This window comes from Sphingomonas endophytica, assembly GCF_014199415.1.
In the GTDB taxonomy this organism is placed as follows: Bacteria; Pseudomonadota; Alphaproteobacteria; order Sphingomonadales; family Sphingomonadaceae; genus Sphingomonas; species Sphingomonas endophytica.
Map to the genome: position 1 here is coordinate 1 of NZ_JACIJN010000007.1, position 15852 is coordinate 15852.

At 68.4% G+C, this 15852-nt stretch carries 19 protein-coding genes; 8 read left to right on the top strand and 11 right to left on the bottom strand.

The features are described from left to right. Window positions 1-169 precede the first annotated feature (169 nt). The 11 genes from FHS97_RS11090 to FHS97_RS11140 all read right to left on the bottom strand — a co-directional run bounded on the left by FHS97_RS11090 (window position 170) and on the right by FHS97_RS11140 (window position 9192). Window positions 170-1009: a flagellin N-terminal helical domain-containing protein gene (locus tag FHS97_RS11090; RefSeq protein WP_184037300.1), complete on the bottom strand. Its 840-nt coding sequence runs from the start codon at window positions 1007-1009 to the stop codon at window positions 170-172. A 62-nt stretch (window positions 1010-1071) separates the two neighbouring features. Then, the gene (flgK, locus tag FHS97_RS11095; RefSeq protein ID WP_184037303.1) at window positions 1072-2415 is read right to left on the bottom strand and encodes a flagellar hook-associated protein FlgK; all 1344 of its coding nucleotides are present in this window, start codon (window positions 2413-2415) and stop codon (window positions 1072-1074) included. 192 nt (window positions 2416-2607) lie between these two features. After that, window positions 2608-2949, bottom strand: a complete 342-nt coding sequence (locus FHS97_RS11100; protein WP_184037307.1) for a rod-binding protein — start codon at window positions 2947-2949, stop codon at window positions 2608-2610. Then, complete coding sequence (locus FHS97_RS11105; RefSeq protein WP_184037312.1) at window positions 2949-4043, bottom strand: flagellar basal body P-ring protein FlgI; 1095 nt, start codon at window positions 4041-4043, stop codon at window positions 2949-2951. The genes FHS97_RS11100 and FHS97_RS11105 overlap by 1 nt, the downstream gene beginning before the upstream one ends. Then, window positions 4043-4771 (bottom strand): flagellar basal body L-ring protein FlgH, encoded by a 729-nt coding sequence (locus FHS97_RS11110; protein WP_184037931.1) that lies wholly within the window; start codon window positions 4769-4771, stop codon window positions 4043-4045. The genes FHS97_RS11105 and FHS97_RS11110 overlap by 1 nt, the downstream gene beginning before the upstream one ends. Before the next feature lie 11 nt (window positions 4772-4782). Beyond that, window positions 4783-5574: a flagellar basal-body rod protein FlgG gene (flgG, locus tag FHS97_RS11115; RefSeq protein WP_184037316.1), complete on the bottom strand. Its 792-nt coding sequence runs from the start codon at window positions 5572-5574 to the stop codon at window positions 4783-4785. A gap of 14 nt (window positions 5575-5588) precedes the next feature. Next, window positions 5589-6341, bottom strand: coding sequence for a flagellar basal body rod protein FlgF (locus FHS97_RS11120; RefSeq protein ID WP_184037320.1), 753 nt, complete (start codon window positions 6339-6341; stop codon window positions 5589-5591). 32 nt (window positions 6342-6373) lie between these two features. Continuing rightward, window positions 6374-7660 (bottom strand): flagellar hook protein FlgE, encoded by a 1287-nt coding sequence (locus FHS97_RS11125; RefSeq protein ID WP_184037323.1) that lies wholly within the window; start codon window positions 7658-7660, stop codon window positions 6374-6376. A gap of 39 nt (window positions 7661-7699) precedes the next feature. Further along, entirely contained in the window at window positions 7700-8425 is a 726-nt protein-coding gene (locus FHS97_RS11130; RefSeq protein WP_184037326.1) for a flagellar hook assembly protein FlgD, read from the bottom strand. 2 nt (window positions 8426-8427) lie between these two features. Further along, on the bottom strand, window positions 8428-8838 hold the full coding sequence (flgC, locus tag FHS97_RS11135) for a flagellar basal body rod protein FlgC (protein ID WP_184037329.1): 411 nt from the start codon (window positions 8836-8838) through the stop codon (window positions 8428-8430). Between the two features lie 3 nt (window positions 8839-8841). Beyond that, a complete protein-coding gene (locus tag FHS97_RS11140; RefSeq protein WP_184037935.1) occupies window positions 8842-9192 on the bottom strand; it encodes a flagellar basal body rod protein FlgB in 351 nt (116 codons plus the stop codon). A gap of 288 nt (window positions 9193-9480) precedes the next feature. Between FHS97_RS11140 and FHS97_RS11145 the strand changes: the two genes are divergently transcribed. From FHS97_RS11145 to FHS97_RS11180, 8 genes are all read left to right on the top strand, one after another. Then, window positions 9481-10170 (top strand): motility protein A, encoded by a 690-nt coding sequence (locus tag FHS97_RS11145; RefSeq protein WP_184037332.1) that lies wholly within the window; start codon window positions 9481-9483, stop codon window positions 10168-10170. After that, entirely contained in the window at window positions 10167-10697 is a 531-nt protein-coding gene (locus FHS97_RS11150) for an OmpA family protein (RefSeq protein WP_246346617.1), read from the top strand. The genes FHS97_RS11145 and FHS97_RS11150 overlap by 4 nt, the downstream gene beginning before the upstream one ends. After that, window positions 10694-11203: a flagella basal body P-ring formation protein FlgA gene (locus FHS97_RS11155; protein WP_184037336.1), complete on the top strand. Its 510-nt coding sequence runs from the start codon at window positions 10694-10696 to the stop codon at window positions 11201-11203. The genes FHS97_RS11150 and FHS97_RS11155 overlap by 4 nt, the downstream gene beginning before the upstream one ends. 69 nt (window positions 11204-11272) lie before the next feature. Then, window positions 11273-11581: a flagellar biosynthesis anti-sigma factor FlgM gene (gene flgM / locus FHS97_RS11160; RefSeq protein ID WP_184037355.1), complete on the top strand. Its 309-nt coding sequence runs from the start codon at window positions 11273-11275 to the stop codon at window positions 11579-11581. After that, on the top strand, window positions 11568-11879 hold the full coding sequence (locus tag FHS97_RS11165) for a flagellar protein FlgN (RefSeq protein WP_184037358.1): 312 nt from the start codon (window positions 11568-11570) through the stop codon (window positions 11877-11879). The genes flgM and FHS97_RS11165 overlap by 14 nt, the downstream gene beginning before the upstream one ends. Before the next feature lie 258 nt (window positions 11880-12137). After that, the gene (locus FHS97_RS11170; RefSeq protein WP_184037361.1) at window positions 12138-12977 is read left to right on the top strand and encodes a transglycosylase SLT domain-containing protein; all 840 of its coding nucleotides are present in this window, start codon (window positions 12138-12140) and stop codon (window positions 12975-12977) included. A gap of 3 nt (window positions 12978-12980) precedes the next feature. Further along, entirely contained in the window at window positions 12981-15044 is a 2064-nt protein-coding gene (gene flhA / locus FHS97_RS11175; protein WP_184037364.1) for a flagellar biosynthesis protein FlhA, read from the top strand. Continuing rightward, the gene (locus FHS97_RS11180) at window positions 15041-15814 is read left to right on the top strand and encodes a sigma-70 family RNA polymerase sigma factor (RefSeq protein ID WP_184037368.1); all 774 of its coding nucleotides are present in this window, start codon (window positions 15041-15043) and stop codon (window positions 15812-15814) included. The genes flhA and FHS97_RS11180 overlap by 4 nt, the downstream gene beginning before the upstream one ends. Window positions 15815-15852 lie beyond the last annotated feature (38 nt).

A 15852-nucleotide genomic window follows, 5' to 3' on the forward strand; every position in this document is an offset into this window, starting at 1 on the left:
AACACCGCTCCTCGAGCGTAAGCTGACGATATCTCGACATGGCAGCACCTGTCTCAGGTGTTGCACTTCGTTTGTGAACTCAGGGGGGTCCCGCTAACACGTCGGTCGAGAAAAAGCGGGGCCCGGGATCAAATCCGGGGCGACGACGACAGGAAGGTCGCGGCGGAGATCAACGCAGGTAGCTGAACAGCGACAGCTGCGACAGCTTCGAGAAGCTCGACTGGGTCGCGGTGAGGATCGTCATCGTCTTCGCGAACTCGGCCGCGGTCGCGGTCATGTCGGTATCCTCCAGCGACGAGCGCAGCTCCTCGCGGTCGGCCGAGACATTCTCCTGCAACGTCTGTTGCAGGTCGACGCGCGCGGCGCGGGCGCCGACCGACGCCTGGACGATCGAGACCTGATCGGTCGCGCTGTTGACCTTGTCGAGCGCACTGCGCGCGGCTTCGCCCGTCGCGTCGCCGCCCTGCAAGGCCGCGGCGAGCTGCGACAGGATCGCGAGCGTGTCGCCGGCCGGGCCCTGGAAGATCCGCGCGGCGGTTTCGGTGGGCTGGATCGACATATTGTCGGCGATCGGCACTTCGGACAACGACGGCGCGGTATTGTAGGTGAAGGTGCCGTCGGTGTTCTTCGTGATCGCCGCATCGCCGCTGGCGCTGCCGAACAGCGAACGGCCGTTCGAGTCGCTGACGTTGCCGAGCCCGATCAGCGTATCGACGACTGCCTTCATCTCGTCGCCGATCACCTTGCGGTCCTGGACGCTGAGCGAGCCGTTGCTGGCGCGCACCGTCAGTTCGGTGGCGCGCTGCATCTGCGTGTAGATCGAATCGAGCGTCGTGTCGGCCTGCGACAGCAGCGACGACGACATGTTCATGTTCGACGTATAGGCGGCGGCGTCGATGTTCTTGCGGTCGAATTCGGCGAGCTGCTGCCCGACCGTGACATTCTCGGACGGCGAGGTGAATTTCTTCCCGGTCGCCAATTGCGTCTGGAGCTTGACCGCGTTCGACATCAGCGATCCCATCCGGGCCGCGGAACGATCGAACATGAGGCTGCTGGAGATCTGCATCGCGCTTACCTGATCTCGAGGATCGACTGGAAGGTTTCCTTGGCGACCTGGATGACGCGGCTCGAGGCCTGATACGCCTGCTGATACTTCAGCAGGTCGACCGCCTCGTTATCCAGATTGACCCCGGTCAGTTCGGAACGCGTGGTGATCGCGCCGTCGCGGATCGTGGTCTGCGCCTCCGCGACCAGCCGCCGCTGCTTGAGCGTCGCGGCATTGTCGGTGACGAGCGCCTGCACGCTGCCCTCGAACCCGATGCTGCTGCGCTTGCCCGCCAGCGAAACGAGATTCGACGCATCGCGCGACCCACCGGCGCGCGCCGCCGCGGCGATCTGGTCGCCGCCGGTCAGGGCCACCTTGAACTGGGTGGGATCGGTGGTGCTCGCCGTGAAGAAATCGGTGCCGGCATTGCCCTTCAGGTCGTCGCCGGCGGCTTGCAGCGTGTTGACCGTCTCGGTCAGGTCCTTGGCGATCCGCGCGAGCCCGTCGCGGGTGGTGGCGATCCGCTGCGCGCCCTCGACCATCCCCGCCAGCGACCCGCCCTCGGGGTCGAAGACGGTCGGCGAGCCGCTCGGCGGGCGCACCGCGAGCGCGACGTTGCTGCCGGTGCGGCCATAGGCGACCTCGCTGGCGTCTTTCGGATCGACGAGCACCGGGCCGTTCGGGCCGGCGGCGCGGACGGTGGCGCGGCCGTAATCGTCGATCTTGACGTCGACATCGGTCAGCGCGCTCATCTGCTGGAGCAGATCGTCGCGCTGGTCCATCAGCCCGGCCATCGCCGAGGTACCCGGCGCGGTCTTCACCAGCCCCTGGTTGACCTTGAGCATCGCCTGGTTGAGCCGGGTCAGCTCGGCGGCGGCCTGTCCGGCCTGCCCGTCCAGCTCGGCGGCCGAATCGTCGAGCGCGCGTGCGGTGACGCCGAACGCATCGGCGACCGACGACCCGGCGCTCAGCATCCCGGCGCGCAGCGCGGCGGAAGACGGATCGGCCTGCAACGCGGTGCCGGCGGCGAAGAAGGCGGTCATCCGCGACGACAGCCCGCCGCTGCCCAGCGCGGTCTCGATCCGCTCCAGCCAGACCGAGCCGGCCTCGGTCCGCGACAGGTCCGATGCGGCGGTGCGCAGCGTCTGGTCGGCATAGGTATTGCCGGCGCGCAGGATGTTGAAGGCCGACGACCCCATGCCGTTCGGCGACGAGGTATTGAAGCCGGTGCCACCGGTGATCTCGCGGATGCTGGGGGTGCGCCGGACATAGGACGCATTGCCGGCATTGGCGATATTCTCCGACGTCGTCGCCAGCGCCGTCTGATACGTGCGCACGCCCGAAGCGCCGAGGGAGAGCAGATCACTCATGCGGTGAGAGTCGCACGATTCGGGTTAAGATCGGGTTTATGCTTGGTTTGACAGGCGTTTGGCTCATTGCCCGGCCTTGAGGGAGGCAAGGGTCGCCTCAAGGTCGTCGTCAGTGCGAGCGCAGCGAAGCAATCCGGGGCGTCCTGGTCCGGCTCTGGATTGCTTCGCTGCGCTCGCAATGACGAACAAGGGTCAGGGCTTCGGCGTGGCCGTCCCCGTCCCGTCCGACCCTGCCCCCATCTCCGGCTGCGACTGCGCAAGGAACTTGCTCATCGCCTGCCCGATGCCGAGCGGATGATGTTCGGCCATGTTCTGGACAACCTTCTGGTCGCTCATGTCGCGGAAGGTGTCCATCGCCTTGCTGTCGATCAGCGGATCGGCGAGCTTCGCCTGTCGCATCGACTTGAGCATCATGCCGGTGAACACCGACTCGAACTGCTGCGCGGCCTTGTCGAGGTTCTGCTTCGTCGCGGCGCGCGCGAGCCCGGTGTCGAGGCCGGTCTGGCCCGTGATCGATCCGATCGCGTCGCCCATCACAGCACCACCAGTTCGGCCTTGAGCGCGCCGGCTTCCTTGAGCGCCTCGAGGATCGCGACGAGGTCGGCCGGGGACGCACCGATCGCGTTCACCGCCTTGACGACATCGGCGAGCTTCGGGCCGGGCGTCAGCAGGAACATCGGCTTCTTCTCCTCGCTGACCTGGACGTTGGAGCGGTTCTCCAGCGCGGTCTGGCCGTTGCTGAGCGGCGCGGGCTGGCTGACGCGCTGGCTCTCGTCGATGCGGACGGTCAGCTTGCCGTGCGTCACCGCCGCGGGGGCGAGCCGGACCGCGGAATTGATGACCACCGTGCCGGTGCGCGCGTTGACGATCACCTTGGCGGGCGGCTCGGCGCTGTCGACGCTCAGATTCTCGATCTCGCTCATCAGCGTCGCGCGCACATCCGCACCGACCGGCGCGCGCACCGCCACCGAAACCGCGTCGGTCGCCTGCGCGGTGCCGAAGCCGAGCTTGCGGTTGATCGCCGCGGCGACGTTCTGCGCGGTCGTGAAATCGGCGCGCGCGAGATTGTAGGTGAGGAACGGCGTGTCGGCGAAACCGGTTGCTACCGCACGCTCGACGGTCGCACCCTCGGGGATGCGGCCGGTCGAGGGGATGTTGACGACGATCTTCGACCCGTCGGCGCCCTCGGCACCCAGCCCGCCGACCGCGAGATTGCCCTGCGCCATCGCATAGACCTGCCCGTCGGCGCCGAGCAGCGGGGTGAGCACCAGCGCGCCACCGCGCAAGGACTTCGCCTTGCCCATCGAGGCGACGGTGATGTCGATCCGCTGCCCCGGCTTGGCGAACGGCGGCAGTTCGGCGGTGATGAGCACGACCGCGGCGTTCTTGAGCCCCGGATTGGCGCTGGCGGGCAGTTGCAGCCCGAAGCGCGACGCGACCGCCTTCACCGACTGGACGGTATATTCGAGATTGTCGTCGCCGGTGCCGGGCAGCCCGACCACCACGCCGTAACCGGTCAGCTGGTTCGAGCGGATGCCCTGGAACCCGCCGAGATCCTTGATGCGATCCGCGTGTGCGGGCACCGAGACGATCAGCGCGAGGAGCGCGATGAACAGCGTACGCAGCATCAGAACGGGCTCACCACCTGGAAGAAGCGCGACAGCCAGCCCTGACGGCTGGCGCGGGCGACGTCGCCCTTGCCGGTATAGGCGATCTGCGCATCGGCGACGCGCGTCGACGGCACGCGATTGTCGCGGTCGACGTCGGCGAAGCGGACGATGCCCTTGATCTGCACGAATTCGTCGCCGCGGTTGAGCGTCACGCGCTTCTGCCCGCGCACCAGCATCGTGCCGTTCGGATAGACCTCCGCCACCGTCACCGACACCTCGCCCGACAGCGAATTCGCCTGATCGGCGCTGCCGGTGCCGTTGAAGCCGCGGTTGCCGCTGGCGCCGACATCGCTGGGATTCAGCAGCCCGCCGAGCGGACCGGTGCTCGGCGGCGTGAGCCCGAACGAGCCCTTCGAATCGATCTTCGACGCCGACGACTTGGACGCGGCGGTCCGCTCGACCAGCACGATCGTCAGCGGATCGCCGACGCGGCGCGCGCGCCATCCTTCGTACAGCGCGGCATAACCGCCCGACGCCTGGAAGATCGCGCCGTCGGCGACCGGCGCGGTCGGCACCGGCGCGACCGGCTCGACACGCGCGGCGCTGAAATCCTCGCCCGGCTTCTTCTTGAGCAGCTTGCCGAACACGCTGGCGTGCGCCGGCGCGGGCACCAAAGCGACCGCGGCGGCGGCGCCAAGCACGCCGCCCAGCACCACGCGCAACCGACGAAAAGCGGGAGAAGTCATCATGATGCGACTCATGACAGATTTTGGTTAACGGTTTTCAGCATGTCGTCGGTGGCGGAGATCATCTTCGAATTGACCTCATAGGCGCGCTGGGTCTCAATCATGTCGACCAGCTCCTCGACGACGTTGACGTTGCTCGCCTCGAGCGTTCCCTGCCGCACGCGGCCGCGACCGTCCTCGCCGGGCACGCCCATGTTGGCCGCGCCGCTCGACGCGGTCTCGAGCAGGAAATTGTCGCCGTTCGATTCGAGCCCCGCCGAGTTCGGGAAGCTGGCGACCTGAATCTGGCCGAGGTTTTGCCCCTCGGTCTGCCCCGGGATCGTCGCGGTGACGGTGCCGTCTGTACCGATCGTGATCTGCGTCGCATTGGTCGGCACGGTGATGCCGGGCATCACCTGATAACCCTGGCTGGTGATGAGCAGCCCCTCGGGTGAGCGCGAGAAATTGCCGGCGCGGGTATAGCCGAGCTGGCCGCCGGGCATCTGCACCTGGAAATAGCCGTTGCCGTCGAGCGCGAGGTCGAGGCTGTTGCCGGTCTGGCTCATCGACCCCTGCGTTTCGGTGCGCGACGTGCCCTGCACGCGCACGCCGGTGCCGAGGTTGAGCCCGGTGGCATATTGCGTCTCGCCGGTCGACTGCGCGCCCGGCGCGGTCACGACCTGATACGACAGCGTCTCGAACGCGGCGCGGTCGCGCTTGAACCCGGTCGTGCTGACGTTGGCGAGGTTGTTCGAAATGACGCGCATCCGCGTGTCCTGGGCGTCGAGCCCGGTGCGCGCGATGTGCATGGCGGCGGTGGTCATCGGTCAGTCCTTCCTCAGCCCGGCAGGCGCATCACCGATGCGCTCGATTCGTCCATGGAGCGGGCCTCTTTCAGCAAATTGGCCTGCACTTCGTAGCTGCGCTGGTTCTCGATCATGTCGACCAGCGCCTGGGTCATGTTGACGTTGGAGCCTTCCAGCGCACCGCTGGTCACCCCGGCGTCGAGATCGGCGGGCATCACGCCGCCGCCGCGCACGCGCATCAGATTGTCGAGCCCCTTCACGGCATCGCTGCCCTTGCTCGACACCAGCTTCAGCCCATCGACGACGGTGGTCTGCCCGGTCTTGTCGCCCTGCGGGACGATCGAGATCGAGCCGTCCGATCCGATGCTGATCGAATCGTAGGGCGGTATGGTGATCGGGCCCCCCTGTCCCATGACGAGGAAGCCGTCGCCGGTCTGGAGCGTCCCCGCGGGGGAAACCGACAGGTCGCCGCGCCGGGTATAGGCCTCCGACCCGTCCGACGCCTGCACCGCCAGCCATTTGTCGGCATCGCCGAGCGCGACGTCGAGCGGCCGCCCGGTCTGCTGGACGACGCCCGGCGCGCGATCGGCGTCGCGCACCTCTTCCGAGGTCGGCTGCCGCGCCGACAGCTGGGTCGAGCCGTCGGACAGGATGATCCGGTCGAACACCACGCGATCGGCGCGGAAGCCGGTGGTGGAGACGTTCGCCATGTTGTTGGCGATCGCGGCCTGCGACTGCATGTGCGCGCGCAGACCGGTCGCCGCGGTATAGACCAGCTTGTCCACTTACATCCTCTCCGACGTCCCGACCGTCTGCATCAGCCGCGGATGTTGAGGATCGCCTGCGATACCTGCGTCGCGGTATCGAGCGCCTTCGAGTTCGCCTGGAAGTTGCGCTGCGCGGCGATCAGGTTGACGAGTTCCTCGGTGATGTCGACGTTCGAGCCCTCGAGCTGGCCCGACTTGAGGCTGCCGAAGCCCTCGGCGGCGGCGAAGCCGAGCGTCGCCTTCCCCGAGATACCCGTCGCCTGCCAATAGTTGCTGCCGGCCTGACGCAGACCGGTCGGCGCCGAGAATTTCGCGATCGCGACCTTGCCGAGCGGGACGATGTCCGAGTTGGAATAGCTCGCCTTGATGATGCCGGCGTCGTCGACGGTGATGCCGACCAGCTGGCCGACCGCGACGCCGTCCTGCACGCGGTTGCTGACCGCGGCGGCCGCCGAGGTCTGCGTCGAGCCGGCCAGGTCGAGCTTGATCGTCTGCTGCGCCGCGCCCGAGGCCGGGATGAACGGCTTGAACGTGATCGCGTTCGGCGGGACGAGCGCGCCGGTGGTGTCATACTTCTGCGTGACCGGACCCGGGCCGGTGGCAACGCCGTCATCGGGCGTCAGCATCTGGTCGCCGACATAGGTGTAGACGTCCCACGTGCCGGTGTTCGGCGGCGTCGCGGTCGGCGCGCCCTCGGCGGTGCGGACGTAATAGCTGGTCATCGTCATCGCGTTGCCGTTCGCGTCATAGACGCGCGTCGCGACCGAGTTGTTGTAGGTGGAGGTGTCGGTGCGCTTGAAGGCGGTCGTATCCTTGACCGTGGCGGTGGACGGGATCTGCACCTTGGTGGCGACGTTCTTGGTTGCGCTCGGCGAGCCGCTGGTCGGCTGGATCTGCAGGTTGGTCAGCGACTTGTCGCCGGTCGCGGTGACGTTGCCGTCGTTATCGACCGGATAGACCATCAGATAGCTGCCCTGCGCGTCGATCACGTTGCGGCTGTCGTCGACGGTGAATGCGCCGGTACGCGTGTAGTTGACCTGATCCGACAGACCGGTCGACTTCACCACGAAAAAGCCTTCGCCGAGGATCTGCATGTCGAGCGCGCTCTTGGTCTGGTTCGACGAACCGTCCGAGAATTGCTGCACGGTGCCCTTCACCGACACGCCCGAGCCGACCATCTTGCGCGGATCGGTCGACACGTTCGACGAGATGACGTCGGCGAAGGCGGTGCGGCTCTTCTTGAAGCCGTTGGTCGAGACGTTGGCGAGGTTGTGGCTGATGACCGACATGTCGGTCTGCATGGCCTGAAGGCCCGAGAGCGAGGTGAAGAAGGACATGGGGGGTACTCCTGCGGAAAGTTCGGGAAAAGAATAGGATCAGGCGACCTTGCGGACCGCGGCGGGATCGACCTTGCCGAGGCCGGTGACGTTGAGGACGGGCTCGGCGCCCGCGGCGAGCGAGACGGTCTCGACCGGCGCCCACACCAGCGACTTGGCGGGGACGATGGTGCTGCCGTTGGCGGCCTCGACGGTGACGGTGTACGGACCGTTCTCGACCTTGTTGCCGGCGTCGTCCTTTCCGTCCCAGCTATAGTCGACCGCGCCGGCCTCCTGCTTGCCGAGCTGGATGTTCTTGACCGCCAGCCCGTTCCTGTCGGTGATCGTGACGTCGACGTCGGTCGCCGAGTTCGGCAGCTCGACCGCACCCATGATTCCGCCTGCCGACCGCTCGTAGGCGGTCTTGCCCTCGGTGAGCACGGTGCGGCCGACGAAGCTCATCGCGTCGCTCGACGAGGTCGTGCCCAGCCGATTGGCGATGCCCGCGAGCGTGCTGCTCATCTCGCTGATCCCCGCGACCTGCGAGAAGGTCGCCATCTGCGCGACCATCTGCGTATTGTCCTGCGGGTTGAACGGATCCTGATATTGCAGCTGCGCGGTCATCAGGCGCACGAAGTCCTTCTGCCCGAGCTGCGACTTGCCGACGTTCGCGCCGGCCTCGGTGGTGCCGGTGACGGAGTTGGAACGCGCGACCCCGGCCGAGGAGAAGATCGCGTCCTGCGCGGCCTTGTCGACCCCGCTGGTGTTGGCGGAAATGCTGGTCATGGTCAGCGACCCATCTTGAGAGTGTCGAGGATCAGCGTCTTGGCGGTCTGCATCACCTCGACGTTGTTCTGGTAGCTGCGCGCGGTCTCCATCATGTCGACCAGCTCGCGCGATTCATCGACCGCGGCGTCGAAGACGTTGCCGTCCTTGTCGGCGAGCGGATGATTGGGGTCGTAGCGCTTGGTGGGCTTCTCGCCCGCGGTGACGATCTGCTGCACGTCGACCGTAGACAGCCCGCTCGCCTGATCGAAGCTGGTGCGGAACACCGGCTTCATCGTCTTGTAGGCGGCGTCCTCGGTGCCCGCGACGCCGCCGGCGTTGGCGAGGTTCGACGCGGTGGTGTTCATCCGCGTCAGCTGCGCCGACATCGCGCGGCCCGCGACCTGGAAGACCGTCATCGGATTGCCCGACATGGCTTATTCTCCCTTCAGCGCGCGGGTGATCTGCCCGATGCGTCCGTTGAGGAAGGCGAGCGTGCTCTGATATTGCACGGCGTTCTCGGCGAAGGCGGTCTGTTCGGTGGACAGTTCCACCGTGTTGCCGTCCATCGACGGGTTGGTGGGGACGCGATACTTGACCGCCCCGCCCAGATCGGCGCCGACGCCGCCCGGCTGACTCTCGACCGCGTTGAGCGCGGTGGTGAAGTCGATGTCGCGCGCCTTGAAATTGGGCGTCGATGCATTGGCGATGTTCGACGCCAGCACGCCCATGCGCTGTGAACGCACCTCCAGCGCGGCAGCGTGAACTCCGAACAATCCCTCGGCCATCGGGCCCAACTCCTCCATGCACGACAGGTGCACGAAGCTGTTGAGCAAGGGCCGTGCCAAATGGCGCAGGCGGCGGTGTGAATCACCGTCATCGCGAGCAAAGCGAAGCAATCCAGAGCCGGCCCAGGACGCCCTGGCTTGCTTCGCTGCGCTCGCAATGACGGAGGAGGAATGACCGGGCGGCAAAGGCTTGCCGGTTGCCGGCAATCCCGGTTGCCGCCGGTGCGCCGCGCTGCCGTCCGCTCGAGGACCGGACTCACTTGGCCCGCGGCTTGCAACAGGGCGGGCATGACTCCCGCGCTGCTCTTCGATCCTGTGGCGCTGGCGATCGTGCTGGGCGGCACGATGCTGGCGACCGTCTTGCGCACCCCGCTGCGCGATCTCGCGCGGGCGCTGCTCGCGACCGCGACGCTGCCGCGCCGCCGCTTCCGCGCCGACGCGCGGCTGGAGCAGATCGCGACGCTGGCGCGGATCGCGCAGCGCCACGGCGTCCATGCGCTCGACCGCAGCGTGATCCGCGACACCGACATCGCCGCGGCGGTCGTGCTGATCGTCGACGGCGCGCAGGCCGCGGTGGTGACCGAGGTGCTCGACACCGCGCGCCGCCAGCGCGCCGAGCGACACCGGATCGTCGTCGAATGCTGGACCGGCATGGCCGAGACCGCACCAGCGATGGGGATGATCGGCACGCTGATCGGGCTGGTCGCGATGTTCACGCGGATGAGCGATCCGCAGGCGATCGGCGCGGCGATGGCGGTCGCTTTGCTGGCGACCCTATATGGCGCGCTGCTCGCCAATCTCATCGCGATGCCGATCGCGGCGCGGTTGCGCACCGCGGCGCGCGCCGAGTTGCTCGAGCGCGAGCGGCTGGTCGCGCCGCTCGCCGCGCTGGCCGAGCGCGAGGCGCCGCGCGTCCGTGCGCGCGCGCACGACGCCGAAGCGCCGCTCGCGATCGTCACGCAGGACGAAGCGGCATGAGCGACGACGCGCTGCTCGACATCCAGCCCGGCCGCCCGCTGTGGCTGATCACGCTCGCCGATCTGGCGCTGCTGCTGGTCGGCTTCTTCGTGCTGCTTCAGGCCAATCAGACGCTGACCCCGCACGATCTGGCGCGCGGGATCGCGGAAGGGTTCGGCGTCGAGCCCGCCCCCGTCGCGATGCCGGTCGCCAGCCACGGCGTCGCGGGCTTCGCGCCCGGCTCGGCAGTGTTGCCGCAATCGACCGACGCGCTGGTCAAATGGGCGCGCGCCGAGCTGCGCGACCCGCGCGTGCGGCTGACCGTCACCGCCAGCACCGACGGCAGCGCCGCCGATGTCGACCCCGGCTCCCACAGTGCCACGGTGCTCGCCGCCGATCGCGCGCGCGCCGTCGCCGCCGCGCTCGCCGCGGGCGGGGTGCCCGATGCGCGGCTGCTGCTTTCCACGACGCCGGCGCACGGTCCGCGCGCGGTCGTCGTCACGCTCGCTTTTGCCGGCGAGACCATTTCGCAAGGAACCCCCCGATGATCGCGCTGCTCGCCGCCGCCTCGCTCGCCTTTCAGGACACCGCCGCGATCGACCGCGCGGTCGCCGCCTTCACGACGCGCCCGATCGGCGCGGAGGGCGGCGCGCGCGCGCCGGTCGACGCACGGCTGCGGCTCGCTACCTGCGGGATGGTCGCGCTGTCGTGGCGCACCGATGCGCATGATGCGGTGGTGGTCGCCTGCGCCGACCCGGCGTGGCGGATCTTCGTGCCGGTGATCGCGCCGCCGCGCACCGCCAGCGCCGCGCCTGCGATGCTGCGCGCCGGCGCGGTTGCGCCGCCGTCGCGCGCCGAGCCGGTAATCCGCCGCGGGGATGCGGTCACGATCGAGGCCGGCTCGGACGGCTTCTCGATCACGCGCGAGGGCGTCGCGATGGCCGATGCCGCGCCCGGCGGGCGCGTGATGGTGCGCGTCACCGATTCAGCGCGCCCGGTGCAGGCGGTGGCGGTCGATGCGGGCCGCGCGACGCTGCCCGGCTGGCCGGAATAAAAAAAGTGCTAAAGCCGCCCGCGCAACGGTCGTTTCTGCCGGTGTCAGCAGAAACCCACGGGTGTGGACATGGTGGAATCAATAGGATCAGCGACGATCAGGACGGGGGTTTCCTCCGTCTCTGCCGTTCAGCCGGCCGCAAAGGCCGAACCGGTCGCCAGGGCGGCGTCGGTCACGAAGCAGGCGAGCCCCGATGCCGCGCAGGCACCGGGCGCGCTGGCCAGCGCGATGGCCTCGGCCCCGCCGGTCAACGCCGACCGCGTCCAGGAGATCAAGACCGCGCTCGCCAACGGGACGTTCCCGCTGTCGCCGTCGACGATCGCCGACCAGTTCATCGCGCTGCGCTACGATTGGATGTCCCGCAATGAACAGGCGTGATGCGCTGGTGCGCGTGATCGACATGCTCCATGCCGAGATCGCCGCACTCAAGACCAACGACATGAACGCGCTGGAACGCGCGACGTCGAACAAGCTGCGCGCGATCGAGGAATTGCAGCAGCTCGGCGACGGCCCCGCCACCCCGGAGCTGCGCGGGCTGGTCGAGGAGGCGGACCGCCTCAACGACACCTGCCGCATCTACGTCAACCTGATGGCGGCAAATGTTCGCCGCCGCCTGCAACTTCTTTCCGGTCAGGGCGGCAGCTCCTATGGCCGCGGCGCCGTCGCCTACGCCTGACCGCAGACGTTACTGCTGACACGACGACGCCCCGGCCCACCCCGGGGCGTTGTGATTCCGACCGACCAAACCGCGTCGCCCCTGCGAAGGCAGGGGCCTATGTCTGTCGCGTCGCGCGCAACGCCGACACAGGCAGCGGCGCGCTTGTGTCAGGCCGCTCACCCGGACGATGCAGCCATGGGCCCCTGCCTGCGCAGGGGCGACGGCGGTTTGGGTCGGCCTCACCCTTTTGGCACGCCCCTTGCAGCGATGCCGGGCATGAGCGTTGCCACGATCACCTCTGCCACCCAGCGGGTCACGTCCGCGATCCAGCGCGCCGCGCAGCGCACCGGCGTCGACTTCGATTACCTGATGGGTCAGGCGCGGCTCGAGAGCGGGCTGAACGCCAATGCGCGCTCGGGCACCTCGTCGGCGAGCGGGCTGTACCAGTTCCTCGACCAGAGCTGGCTCGCGGTCGTCAAACAGCATGGCGCCGAGCACGGCCTGAGCTGGGCCGCCGACAGCATCCAGAAGTCGGGCGGGCGCTACACCGTGGCGGGCGGCAATCGCGAGGCGATCCTGGGCTTGCGCAACAACCCCGAGGTCTCCGCGCTGATGGCCGCCGAGCACGCCAGCGACAACAAGGGCGCGATCGAGGCGGTCACCGGGCGTGAAGCGACCGGCACCGACCTCTATATGGCGCACTTCCTCGGCATCGGCGGTGCGCGCACCTTCCTGTCGGCGATGCAGAGCAATCCCGATCGCAGCGCGGCGGCGGTGTTCCCGACCGCGGCGCGCGCGAACCGCAGCGTCTTCTTCGAGCGCGACGGTTCGGCCCGTTCGCTGTCGGAGGTGTACAAGCGCTTCGCCGACAAGCTCGGCAACGGATCGGATGCCGCCGCCACCGCGAAGGCCAACAACCAGTGGCAGTTCGCCGCGCAGGCGCTGTCGATGGGCGAGGACGCCACCGTCGTCACCGGCACCGGGCAGAGCGCGACCGACGCGCTCGACTGGGCGAAGTCGGCGCTCGGCCAGCGCAGCACGGGCGCCAGCCTGCTGCGCCCGTCGCCCGACAATGCGCGGCTCGCCTATATGATGCTCGCCGGACTGGGGCGCTAGACGATGAAGATCCTCGCCCACGCGCGCCAGGGCGCGCTGCCCGCCGCGATCCTGCTGCTCGTCGTCCTGATGGTCGTGCCGATCCCGGCCTTCCTGCTCGACGTGTTCTTCATCATGAACATCACGATCAGCCTCGCGGTGCTGATGGTCGCGCTCAATGCCGAGAAGCCGCTCGACTTCTCGTCCTTCCCGACCGTGCTGCTGTTCGCGACGCTGTTCCGGCTCGGCCTCAACGTCGCCTCGACGCGCATCGTGTTGGTCCACGGCCATACCGGCTCGGCGGCGGCGGGGCATGTCATCGAGGCGTTCGGATCGTTCGTGATCGGCGGCGACTATGTCGTCGGCCTGTTCGTGTTCGCGATCATCGTCATCATCAACCTGATCGTCGTCACCAAGGGCGCAGGCCGCGTCTCCGAAGTCTCGGCACGCTTCACGCTCGACGCGCTGCCCGGCAAGCAGATGGCGATCGACGCCGACCTCAACGCCGGGCTCATCACCCCCGACGAAGCCAAGAAGCGCCGCGTCGACGTCGCCACCGAGGCCGAATTCTACGGCTCGATGGACGGTTCGTCGAAATTCGTGAAGGGCGACGCGGTCGCCGGCCTGCTGATCCTCGCCGCGAACATCGTCGGCGGGCTGATCCTCGGCCCGGTCAGCCATTCGCTGACGATCGCCAAGGCCGCGCAGACCTACACCATGCTCGCGATCGGCGACGCGCTGGTCGCGCAGGTGCCGGCGCTGCTGCTCTCGATCGCCGCCGCCGCGATCGTCACCCGCGTGAAGTCCGAGAAGGATCTCGCCGGCCAGATCGGCAGCCAGTTCGGCTCGGCGCGCACCTGGACGCCGGTGGCGGTGATCCTCGTGCTGCTCGGCGTGCTGCCCGGGATGCCGCATTTCGTCATCCTGCCGCTCGCCGGTGCCGCCGGGTTCGCGGCGTGGAAGCTGAACCAGATCGCCAAGCGCCCCGCAATCGTCGAAGCGCCGCCCGCGGTCGAAGCGCCCGATCCCTCCAAGATCGGCTGGGACGAAGTGTCGGAGACGATGCTGGTCAATCTCGACATCGGTTACGGGCTGGTCCCGCTGGTCGACGAGCGCCGCGGTGCGCCGCTGATGGGCCGGATCACCGGCGTGCGTCGCCAGCTGTCGAAGGAACTCGGCTTCGTGGTGCCGCAGGTGCGCGTCCGCGACGACATCAACCTCGCGCCCTACACGTACCGCGTCATGCTGGGCGGGGTGTGCGTCGGCGAGGATCAGGTCTCGCCCGACGAGATGCTGGCGCTCGACACCGGGCAGGGCTTCGGCGAGTTGATCGGCAAGAAGGCCAAGGACCCGACCTTCGGGCTCGACGCGACGTGGATCGCGACCGGCGACGCCGATGTCGCGACCGGCCAAGGCTATCTGGTCGTCGATTCGGGCACGGTGATCGCCACGCACCTCAACCATGCGCTGGGCGCCAATGCCGGCGACCTGCTGGGCGCGGACGAGGTCCAGTCGCTGCTCGACGAGCTCAAGGAGCGTGCGCCGCAGCTGGTCGCCGCGCTGGCGCCGCTGCCGCTCACCTCGCTGGCGACGGTGCTGAAGGGGCTGTTGTCCGAAGGTATCCAGCTGCGCGAATTCCGCCGCATCGCCGCCGCGATCTCGATCGCCGCGCAGCGCAGCGCCGACCCGGTCGAGATCATCGAGCTGATCCGCCCCGAACTCGGCTCGCTGATCATCGCCAAGCTGGCCGGCGTGCGCGAACCGCTGCGCGTCATGACGCTGGAGGGCGGGCTGGAGCAATTGCTCGGCCAGGCCGCGCGGCAGGATCCCGGCCGCCACGTCATCGAACCCGAACTCGGCCGTCGCATCGTCGACGCGCTGCAAGCCGCGGCCCAGCCGCTCATCGCGGAAGCGAAGCCGTTCGCGCTGGTCGTCCAGCCCGCGATCCGCGTCGCGATCCGCAAACTCGTCCGCACCGTTCTACCGGATACGCCCGTCATGAGCTTCTTCGAAGTCCCTGAAGACAAGGCCGTCGAGGTCGTCGCGATCATCGGCAACCAGCCGCAGCAGCAGGCACTGGCGGCATGAGCGCCGAACCGATGCCGCAGGCGTTCACCGGCGCGCAGCCCGCCCCGCTGCCGATCGACGGCGCACCCCTCACCTATAGACCGCGCGTACGCGCGCGCGACGAGAATGCGCTGGTGCGCGAGCATCTTCCGCTCGTCCGGCGGCTGGCGTGGCACGTTCACGGCAGTGTCTCGACGGCGATCGAGGTCGAGGATCTGGTGCAGGTCGGGCTGGTCGCCTTGGTCGAGGCGGTCGCCGCCTTCGAGGATCGCGGGCAGGTGACGCTCCGCCAATATCTGGTCACGCGGCTGCGCGGCGCGATGATCGACGAACTGCGCCGCCACGCCGCGATGACGCGCGGCGCGATCCGCCGGAAGCGCGAATATGCGCGCGCGGTCAATCAGCTGAGCCATCAATATGGCCGTGCGCCCACCGAGCGCGAGCTGGCGTCGCGGCTGGAGGTGACGCCGGAGAAGTTGCGCACCGACTATGCCGCGGCCGAGGCGATCAGATATGAGTCGATCGACGAGGTCTACGCCGACGACCAGCCGTGGTTCGCGAGCGACGCGCCCGACGCGTTCGAGCAGCTTTCCGAAACGCAGACCCGCGACCGGCTGATCGCCGCGATCTCGGGATTGCCGGAGCGCGAGCAGCTGGTGATCCAGCTCTATCACGTCGAGGAACTCAACCTCGAAGAGATCGGGCAGGTGCTCGGGATCGGCGCGGCGCGCGTCTGCCAGATCAAGAGCGCCGCGCACGCCAAACTGAAGAAGGCGATGACGCAGCGCTGACGGTTGCGACCTTCGCCGGTGGCCATGCGTTGGTATGG